Origin of the sequence: Pararhodobacter sp. CCB-MM2 (assembly GCF_001691415.1) — a bacterium.
Taxonomy (GTDB): Bacteria; Pseudomonadota; Alphaproteobacteria; order Rhodobacterales; family Rhodobacteraceae; genus Pararhodobacter.
On record NZ_LRRR01000056.1, the window covers coordinates 1 to 8,401 of the forward strand.

Here is an 8,401-nt window from a genome sequence, read left to right on the forward strand (position 1 = left end):
GTGGGCGGGAGCGGGCTTCGGCCGCCGCCCCCGCAAGCAGCGATCAGCCGCGGGTTATGCGGTTCACATGCCCCATCTTGCGTCCAGGACGCGGGGCGCCCTTGCCATAGAGATGGATCTGCACATCTGCGGTTTTCGACAGGGCGGGAACCTTGTCGACATCGTCGCCGATCAGGTTCTCCATCACCACATCCGCATAGCGCTGGCCATTGCCCAAGGGCCAGCCGGCAACGGCGCGGATATGTTGCTCGAACTGGTCGACGGTGCAGCCGGCCTGCGTCCAATGGCCGGAATTATGCACCCTCGGCGCGATTTCGTTGACCACGAGGCCCTGCGGCGTGACGAACAGCTCGACCCCCATCACGCCGACATAATCGAGCGCGTTCAGGATCTTGCCGGCCAAAAGAATGGCGTCCATGTGCTGGCCGGGCGCGAGACGGGCAGGCACGGTGGTGGTGCGCAGGATGCCGGCTTCGTGCACGTTCTCACCGGGATCGAAGCAGGCGACCTCGCCTGTCGCGCCGCGGGCGGCGATGACCGAGACCTCGTGCGTGAAATGGACGAAGCCTTCGAGGATCGCCTCGGCGCCGCCCATCTCGGCCAACGCGCCTTCGGCCTGCGCAGGCTCCATGATCCGCGCCTGACCCTTGCCGTCATAGCCCAGACGCCGGGTCTTCAGGATCGCGGGCGCGCCGATCTCAGCCAGCGCAGCCTCCAACGCAGCCATGTCCGGCACATCGCGATAGGGCGCGGTCCTCAGGCCCAACCCGGTAAGGAAATCCTTCTCGGTCAGCCGGTCCTGCGACACCGCCAGCGCGCGGCGGTTCGGGCGCACCGGGCGCAGGCTCTCCAGCAGGTCGAGCGTCGCGGTCGGGATGTTCTCGAATTCATAGGTGATGACATCGACCGAGGCGGCGAAGGCGCGCAGGGCGGCCTCGTCGTCCCAGGCGGCCGTCGTTACCGTTTCCGCGACATGGCCGGCGGGCGGGTTGGCGCCGGGCTCGTAGATATGGCAGCGCAGGCCCAGCCGCGAGGCCGCGACCGAGAGCATGCGGCCCAGCTGGCCGCCGCCGAGGATGCCGATGACGGAGCCGGGGGCGAGGGTGTCACTCATCCGTGGGCTCCTCGGCGATCGAGGCGCTGAGCGCGTCGCGCCAGGCGTCCACGCGGGCCGCGAGGGCGGGGTCGGACACGGCCAGCATCTGCGCGGCCATCAGCCCGGCATTGGCGCCGCCGCCGATCGCCATGGTGGCGACCGGGAAGCCCTTGGGCATCTGCACGATGGAATAGAGGCTGTCGACGCCCGAAAGCGCCCGGGTCTGGATCGGCACGCCGACGACCGGGATCCGGGTCTTCGAGGCCATCATGCCCGGCAGATGCGCGGCCCCGCCGGCGCCGGCGATGATCACCTTGAGGCCACGCTCGGCAGCCGTCTTGCCGTAGGTCCACAGACGGTCCGGGGTGCGGTGGGCCGAGACGATCTTCGCCTCGTAGGAAATGCCCAGCTCATCGAGGATCGCGGCGGCCTCGCGCATCGTCGGCCAGTCGGACTGGCTGCCCATGATGATTCCCACGTCCACGGTCATAGATCCCTCCGGCTGCGTTCTGCGCGCGTTAGCATTTTGACGCCGCGATGCAAAGACACTCGCGGCAGGCGGCGTTTGCGGCTATGCCGGGCGGATGCTGGACACCTTCTTCCTCGTCGCTGCCCCCGGGCTGGATGCCACCCTCGCTGCCGAGGCCCGTGATGCGGGCTTCAAGGGCGTGCAAGTCGTGCCCGGTGGGGTCGAGGTGAAGGGGGGCTGGCCTGAGGTCTGGCGCGCCAATCTGGTGCTGCGCGGCGCGACGCGGGTGCTGGCGCGGATCGCGGAATTCCGGGTGATGCACCTCGCCCAGTTGGATAAACGCGCGCGCAAGGTCGAGTGGGCCACGCTGCTGCGCCCGGACGTGCCGGTGAAAGTCGAAGTCACCTGCCGCAAGTCCAAGATCTACCATGCCAAGGCCGCCGCCCAGCGCATCGAGACCGCGCTCAAGGAAGAACTGGGCGTGACGATCTCGGCCGAGGCCAACTTGGTGATCAAGGCGCGGATCGAGGATGACCTCTGCACGATCAGCCTCGATACCTCGGGCGAATCGCTGCACAAGCGGGGCCACAAACAATTCACCGGCAAAGCCCCGATGCGCGAGACGCTGGCCGCGCTGATCCTGCGCGAGATGGGCTTTGACGGCACACAAGCCGTGGTCGATCCGATGTGCGGTTCGGGCACTTTTGCCATCGAGGCTGCCGAGATCGCCGCCGGGCTTCAGCCGGGTCGCGACCGGGACTTCGCGTTCCAGAGCCTCGCCAATTATGACGCGAAAGCCTTCGCCAAGCTGAAAACGACGCCGGCGAAGGAACCCAAGCTTCTGTTCTTCGGCTCGGATCGAGATCAGGGCGCGGTGCAGGGCGCGACCAAGAATGCCGAGCGCGCCGGGGTCGAGGGCTGGTGCCAGTTCTCCCGTCAGCCGGTCAGCGAATTGACCCCGCCCGAGGGCGTGGCGCCGGGCCTTGTCGTGGTGAATCCGCCCTGGGGTGCGCGGATCGGCGACCGGAAGATGCTGTTCGCGCTTTACGGCGCGCTGGGTCAGGTGCTGGGGCAGCAGTTCAAGGGCTGGACCGTCGGCATCGTCTCGCCCGACGCGGGGCTGGTGAAGGCCGCCGGCCTGCCGCTCACGCCGGGCGAACATGCCATCGACATGGGCGGCACACGGGTGACGCTCTGGCAGGGCACCCTCTGAACCGACTTAAAGATCGCCGATTCGGGCGCAATCTGCGGCAAAGGCCGTGACAGGCGCGAAAGACCCGGTCAGGTCGAGCGTCAGGACCTCTCCGCCCGGCACCTGATAAGTCATCGAATACGACCGGCTCAGCACGCCCCAGATCGGATCATCGAGCGGGAAAGCGACCTGCACGCCCCAGGTCCCTTCCTCCTGCTTGATGACCGTGGCGTCGTGATACATCCGGTAATCGCCGGCGATATACTCGACTTCGACTGCGTCACCCTCATTCAAGGCGCTGACATCATAGGCGAGGATCAGATCGGCATAGATCCAGTTCGCGCCGATATTGCAGTGGCCTTGGGCCTGCATGTCATCGGTCTCAGGAACACCGCGCACGAGGAAAAGCGACGTCTGCAAAGGCGTCTCGCCGATGGAGCGGTGATATTGCCAAACGGAATTCGGCGATTGCGCGAGCGTCGGCGTAGTGACTAGGGCGAAAAAAGCGAGCGAAGCAAAATGGCGCATGGGAAAAATCCGGAACGAGGGAATGACCCTGCCCAGCCTAGCCCCTGGCGCGCCAATGGGACCAGAAAAACCCGCGTGAAGAGCGTCCGGCTCAGGCGATGATATCGGGGGTAAGCTCATCCTCGATGCGCGAAATGGCATCTTTCAGGGCCAGTTTGCGCTTCTTCAGACGTTTCATCGCCAGCTCATCGCCAGTGCCACGGTCATGCATCGCCAGAATCGCCTCATCGAGATCGCGGTGCTCACGGCGCAGGACCTCAAGCTTCACGCGCAGCACCTCTTCGTGGTTCAGTTCGGTGGGGGCATTCATCGCGGGCGACTCGATTATGTCTGACACAGGCATTTTAGACCTTTTCCACAGGTCTGGCAAAGACTTCGCGCCACAAGGCTAACGCGTTGCTGCCATTTGCCGCGCGGGCTTGCAGGGGGACGGGGCAATTCCCATATCCATGAGGAACCCGGTCCGCCGTTGTTGCGGGGATCGGGCCCCGTGTCGCTGAATCAGGGCTCGAAAATGACGAAATTCGCTTTTCCCTCGCACCCCCTTCTTGTGGGTTTCGAGCCGCTGGAGCGGCTTGTGGAACGCACCGCCCGCGCTGGCGCCGAGGGTTATCCCCCCTTCAACATCGAGCTGATCGAGCCCAACCGCTTCGTGGTCACGCTGGCCGTCGCCGGCTTCACCGAAGGGGACATCGCGATCACGCTGGAGGACCGCCAACTGGTCGTCCGGGGCCAGCAGGCCGATCCGGGCGCCGAGCGCGTCTTCCTCCATCGCGGCATCGCCACCCGCCAGTTCCGCCGCGTCTTCGCGCTGGCCGAGGGCGTCGAAGTCGCGGGCGCCACCATGGACAACGGCCTCCTGGAGGTTACCTTGGAAAGACGAGAGCCCGAAAGCGTCGTGCGCTCCATCCCCATCACCCGCGGCTGACAAGGAGAGAGGCCATGCAGACCCCCTATCCCTTCGTGCCCGAGGGCAAGCTCGCCTATGTGCGGCAGATCGATATCGACACCCTGCCCGATGACGTCCGCAACCAGATCCCCGACGAGGTCGAGGTCTGGGGCGTGCATAAGGTCGACGGCGAGTGCATCGCGCTGACCCAGGACCGCTCGACCGCCTTCTTCGTCGCGCGTGAGAATGACCTGGAGCCGGTCAGCGCGCATTGACGCCCTTTGGCACCGGATTGCTGAAACGCCAGACGGCGCCGCTTGGTTGCGGCGCCGTTTGAGTATTTGGAACAAGGTGAGAGGGGCCCGGGGGCGCGGTCAGGCCACGTTCTGAAGCGCGACCTGCGGGGTGACGCCCAGCGCGTAGCAGACATCGCGGGTCAGCACGGCCTTGTTCAGCGTGTAGAAATGCAGCGCCGGGACGCCCTCGGCCAGCAAATCATCGCAAAGCTCGGTGCAAAGTGCGGTGGCCAGCAATTGCTCGCGGTTGTCGCGGGCGGCCTTCTCGAAGGCCTCGTCGAGCCAGGCGGGCACCGTCGCGCCGGTGGCCAGCGCGAAGCGGCGGATGCCGGTCCAACCCTCGATCGGGATGATGCCGGGGATGATCTTCGCCGCGTCGATGCCGGCCTTCTCGGCCTTGTCGCGGAAGCGCAGGAAGGTCTCGGCCTCGAAGAAGAACTGGGTGATGGCGCTGTCGGCACCGGCCTCGAACTTGCGCTTCAGCCACTCGATATCGGCGGCATCATCGCCCGCTTCCGGGTGACGCTCGGGATAGGCGCCGACGCGCAGGGTGAAGTTGCCGGTGTCTTTCAGCGCCGAGATCAGCTCCAGCGAGCTGGCGAAGCCGTCCTCGCGCGGGGCAAAGGCGCCCTGCCCTTTCGGGGGATCGCCGCGCAGGGCGACGATTTCCGACACGCCCGCCTTGGCATAGGCGTCGGCGATCGCCAGCGTTTCCTCGCGCGAGGCATCAACGCAGGTCAGATGCGCGGCGACATTGAGGTTGAACTCGCGGCCGATGGTGGTCACCGCCTCATGGGTCAGCTGACGGGTCGTGCCGCCCGCGCCATAGGTCACGGACACGAAGTCCGGCCGCAGCGGCGCCAGCATGCGCGTGGTCTCCCAAAGCCGGAAGCTGGCGTCCAGCGTCTTGGGCGGGAAGAACTCGAACGAGATGCGGGGTGCGGACATGATGGTCTCCTGTGTTGCCTCTGTTGTAGGGCGACGCGGAATGTGAGACAAATTCATTGTTCTCATCACTCTCATGAGGTTCACCTCATAATGCATCTGGAATTCCGCCACCTGCGCACGATCCGCGCGATCCATCAGGCCGGGGGCGTCGGGCGCGCCGCCGATGTGCTGAACATCACCCAATCGGCGCTATCGCATCAGCTGAAGGGGTTGGAGGAGCAATGCGGCGTCGAACTTTTTGTCCGCCGTACCAAGCCTTTGCGCCTGTCCGCGGCGGGGATGAAGATGCTGCGGCTGGCCGAAGAGGTGCTGCCCCGCATCGAGGCGCTGGAGGAAGATTTCCGCGCGCTGATCTCGGGCAAGTCGGGCCGTTTGCATATCGCCATCGAATGTCACGCCTGTTTCGACTGGCTCTTCCCGGTGCTCGAGCGGTTCCGCCATGCCTGGCCGGATGTGGACGTCGATATCCGCCCGAATCTGGCCTTCGCCGCCCTCTCGGCCTTGGCGCGCGAGGAGGTGGATCTGGTGATTTCCTCGGATCCCGACCCGATGGACGGCATCACCTACACGCCGCTCTTCGATTACGAGCCGCGCTTCATCGCCGCCGCCAACCATCCGCTGGCACAAAAGGATTTCATCGAGGCCGAGGATTTCCGCGACGAGGTTCTGCTGACCTATCCGATGGACCGCACGCGGCTCGATATCTTCACGGGGCTGTTGAACCCCGCGCGTGTCGAGCCCCGCCTCGTGCGGCAGGTCGAGTTGACAGCGGTGATCCTGCTCTTGGTCGCTTCGGGGCGCGGGGTCTCGGTCCTGCCCGACTGGGTCCTGCGCGAGGTGAAATACTCACCCGACTACATCACCCGGCCGGTGACCCAGCATGGCCTGACCAAGCGCCTCTATGCCGCGACGCGCGAGGAGGACACGACGAAACCCTTCATGGCGCATTTCCTGCGGCTGGCGCGCACCGAACCCGTGAAGCTGCAACGCGCATGAGCCGGATCGTCATCCTCACCGGCGCCGGGATTTCGGCGGAAAGCGGGCTCGGGACCTTCCGCGACAAGGACGGGCTCTGGACAAAATACGATCTGAACGAGGTGGCGACGCCCGAAGGCTTCGCCCGGAACCCGCAGCTGGTCACGGATTTCTACAACGCGCGGCGAGCCAATTGCCTCGGCGCGGAACCCAACGCGGCCCATTACGCGCTGGCCCGGCTGGAGGCGGCGCTTCCGGGCGAGGTGCTGATCGTCACGCAGAATGTCGATGACCTGCACCACCGCGCGGGGTCGAAGAACGTGATCCAGATGCATGGCGCGCTGATGTCGGCGCTCTGTTCCGCCTGTGATCACCGCTGGCCCGCGCCCGCCGTGATGCATCTGACCGACACCTGCCCGGCCTGCGGCCATCCCCGGACGCGGCCCGATATCGTCTGGTTCGGCGAGATCCCCTATCACATGGAAGCCATCGCCGAGGCCGTGGAAGCTTGCGAGATCTTCGCGGCGATCGGCACCTCGGGTCAGGTCTATCCCGCTGCCGGCCTCGCCGCCGAGGCCCGCCGGAATGGCGCGGATTGCGTCGAGTTGAACCTCGAGCCCTCGGAAATCAGCCGCGTCTCCCAGACCCGCCGCTACGGGCCGGCCAGTGAGGTTGTGCCGGATTGGGTCGCCACATTGTTAGGTTGACCGAATCGCGTTGGCTTCGCAGGCTTCTCCGACAACCAACAACAAGGGAGAATGACCATGTGCCATGCCTGCGTGATGGAGAGCGTGAAAGCGCGGATGCTGGGGAGACGTGACCTGTTCAAGGGCGCGTTGGGACTGGCGGCAGGGGCTGCCGCCGTGTCGACCTTGAAACCCGCGCCCGCGATGGCACAGGTCCCCGGCCAGATGGCCGACATGACCCATACCCTGCACCCGGACTTCCCCACCTTCTTCGGCGATCAGCAATTCTGGGAAGAGAGCCTGTTCAACTTTGCCGAACACGGCTTCAACCTGAAAGAAATCCGCGTCAACGAGCATACCGGCACCCATGTCGACAGCCCGATGCATTTCTCGGCCGACGGGGCCTCGGTCGACGAGATCCCGGTCGACAAGCTGATCGTGCCGCTGGTGGTCGTCGATATCCGTGCCAAGGCCGCGGAAAGCGCCGATGCGCAGGTGACGCCCGAGGATCTGCGCGCCTGGATCAGCGCGAATGGCGATCTGCCGGCAGGCTGCTGCGTGGCGATGAACTCGGGCTGGGGCGACAAGGTCAACGACCCCGCCTTCCGCAACACCGATGCAGAGGGCGCGATGCATTTCCCCGGCTTCCATGTCGAGGCCGCGCAGATGCTGATGGAGGAAGCCGACGTCGCCGGCATCGCGGTGGACACGCTGTCTTTGGACTATGGCATGTCCGCGGATTTCGCGACGCATTACGCGTGGCTGCCCTCGGGCCGCTGGGGCGTCGAGTGCATCGCCAATCTCGACCAAGTGCCCGCCTTGGGCGCCACATTGGTCGTCGGCGCGCCCAAGCATCGCCGCGGCACCGGCGGTCCGGCCCGCGTGTTCACGCTGTTCTGACATGTCGACACTCCCCCTTCTGAGCGACGAGGCGGCGGACGCGGAAGCGCGCGCCGTCTTCGACGACATCCGCGAGAAACGTCAGACCGACTATGTCAACAATTTCTGGCGCGCGCTGGCCAATGACCCGCCGCAGTTGGCGCAGGTCTGGGAAAGGCTGCAGCAGGTGATGGCGCCCGGCGCGCTGGATCCTCTGGTCAAGGAGTTGATCTATGTCGCCGTCAGCGTGACGAATGGCTGCGAGTATTGCACCCATTCCCACACCGCAGCGGCCAAGGCCAAGGGCATGACGCCCGAGATGTATGGCGAGCTTCTCGCCGTGATCGGCATGGCCGCGCAGACCAACGCGCTAGCGACGGCCCTGCAGGTCCCGACGGACGAGCGGTTCAAGGCCTGACCTCCCCCATCATCTTGTCAAAAAT

Annotated in this window: 12 protein-coding genes; 7 read left to right on the plus strand and 5 right to left on the minus strand. The window is 65.6% G+C overall.

Annotated elements, in window-relative coordinates; translation table 11 throughout:
* Positions 1-43: 43 nt before the first annotated feature.
* Complete coding sequence (locus BCY78_RS23935) at positions 44-1,114, minus strand: 5-(carboxyamino)imidazole ribonucleotide synthase (RefSeq protein ID WP_068306832.1); 1,071 nt, start codon at positions 1,112-1,114, stop codon at positions 44-46.
* Positions 1,107-1,586 carry a 5-(carboxyamino)imidazole ribonucleotide mutase gene (purE, locus tag BCY78_RS23940; RefSeq protein ID WP_068306834.1) on the minus strand — a complete coding sequence of 160 codons (480 nt, stop codon included), beginning with the start codon at positions 1,584-1,586 and terminating at the stop codon, positions 1,107-1,109. Before purE ends, BCY78_RS23935 begins: the two co-directional genes overlap by 8 nt.
* 94 nt (positions 1,587-1,680) lie before the next feature.
* Between purE and BCY78_RS23945 the strand changes: the two genes are divergently transcribed.
* Positions 1,681-2,778, plus strand: a complete 1,098-nt coding sequence (locus BCY78_RS23945; RefSeq protein WP_068306835.1) for a class I SAM-dependent RNA methyltransferase — start codon at positions 1,681-1,683, stop codon at positions 2,776-2,778.
* Positions 2,779-2,784: 6 nt separating this feature from the next.
* Here BCY78_RS23945 and BCY78_RS23950 read toward each other — a convergent pair whose 3' ends face one another.
* Positions 2,785-3,285 (minus strand): hypothetical protein, encoded by a 501-nt coding sequence (locus BCY78_RS23950; protein WP_068306836.1) that lies wholly within the window; start codon positions 3,283-3,285, stop codon positions 2,785-2,787.
* A gap of 91 nt (positions 3,286-3,376) precedes the next feature.
* Positions 3,377-3,595: a YdcH family protein gene (locus BCY78_RS23955; protein WP_068306848.1), complete on the minus strand. Its 219-nt coding sequence runs from the start codon at positions 3,593-3,595 to the stop codon at positions 3,377-3,379.
* A gap of 204 nt (positions 3,596-3,799) precedes the next feature.
* Here BCY78_RS23955 and BCY78_RS23960 point away from each other — a divergent pair, with 204 nt between their 5' ends.
* A complete protein-coding gene (locus BCY78_RS23960; protein WP_068306850.1) occupies positions 3,800-4,213 on the plus strand; it encodes an Hsp20 family protein in 414 nt (137 codons plus the stop codon).
* A gap of 14 nt (positions 4,214-4,227) precedes the next feature.
* A complete protein-coding gene (locus tag BCY78_RS23965) occupies positions 4,228-4,449 on the plus strand; it encodes a DUF1150 family protein (RefSeq protein WP_068306838.1) in 222 nt (73 codons plus the stop codon).
* 99 nt (positions 4,450-4,548) lie between these two features.
* On the opposite strand, the gene metF is transcribed toward BCY78_RS23965, so the two are convergent.
* A complete protein-coding gene (gene metF / locus BCY78_RS23970; protein WP_068306840.1) occupies positions 4,549-5,418 on the minus strand; it encodes a methylenetetrahydrofolate reductase [NAD(P)H] in 870 nt (289 codons plus the stop codon).
* Positions 5,419-5,508: 90 nt separating this feature from the next.
* Here metF and BCY78_RS23975 point away from each other — a divergent pair, with 90 nt between their 5' ends.
* The 4 genes from BCY78_RS23975 to BCY78_RS23990 are packed head-to-tail and all read left to right on the plus strand — an operon-like array spanning position 5,509 to position 8,376.
* Positions 5,509-6,414, plus strand: coding sequence for a LysR family transcriptional regulator (locus tag BCY78_RS23975; protein WP_068306841.1), 906 nt, complete (start codon positions 5,509-5,511; stop codon positions 6,412-6,414).
* A complete protein-coding gene (locus tag BCY78_RS23980; protein WP_068306842.1) occupies positions 6,411-7,100 on the plus strand; it encodes an NAD-dependent deacylase in 690 nt (229 codons plus the stop codon). The genes BCY78_RS23975 and BCY78_RS23980 overlap by 4 nt, the downstream gene beginning before the upstream one ends.
* A 57-nt stretch (positions 7,101-7,157) precedes the next feature.
* The gene (locus BCY78_RS23985; protein WP_068306843.1) at positions 7,158-7,979 is read left to right on the plus strand and encodes a cyclase family protein; all 822 of its coding nucleotides are present in this window, start codon (positions 7,158-7,160) and stop codon (positions 7,977-7,979) included.
* A 1-nt stretch (position 7,980) separates the two neighbouring features.
* Positions 7,981-8,376 carry a carboxymuconolactone decarboxylase family protein gene (locus tag BCY78_RS23990; protein ID WP_068306845.1) on the plus strand — a complete coding sequence of 132 codons (396 nt, stop codon included), beginning with the start codon at positions 7,981-7,983 and terminating at the stop codon, positions 8,374-8,376.
* The last annotated feature ends 25 nt before the right edge of the window (positions 8,377-8,401 follow it).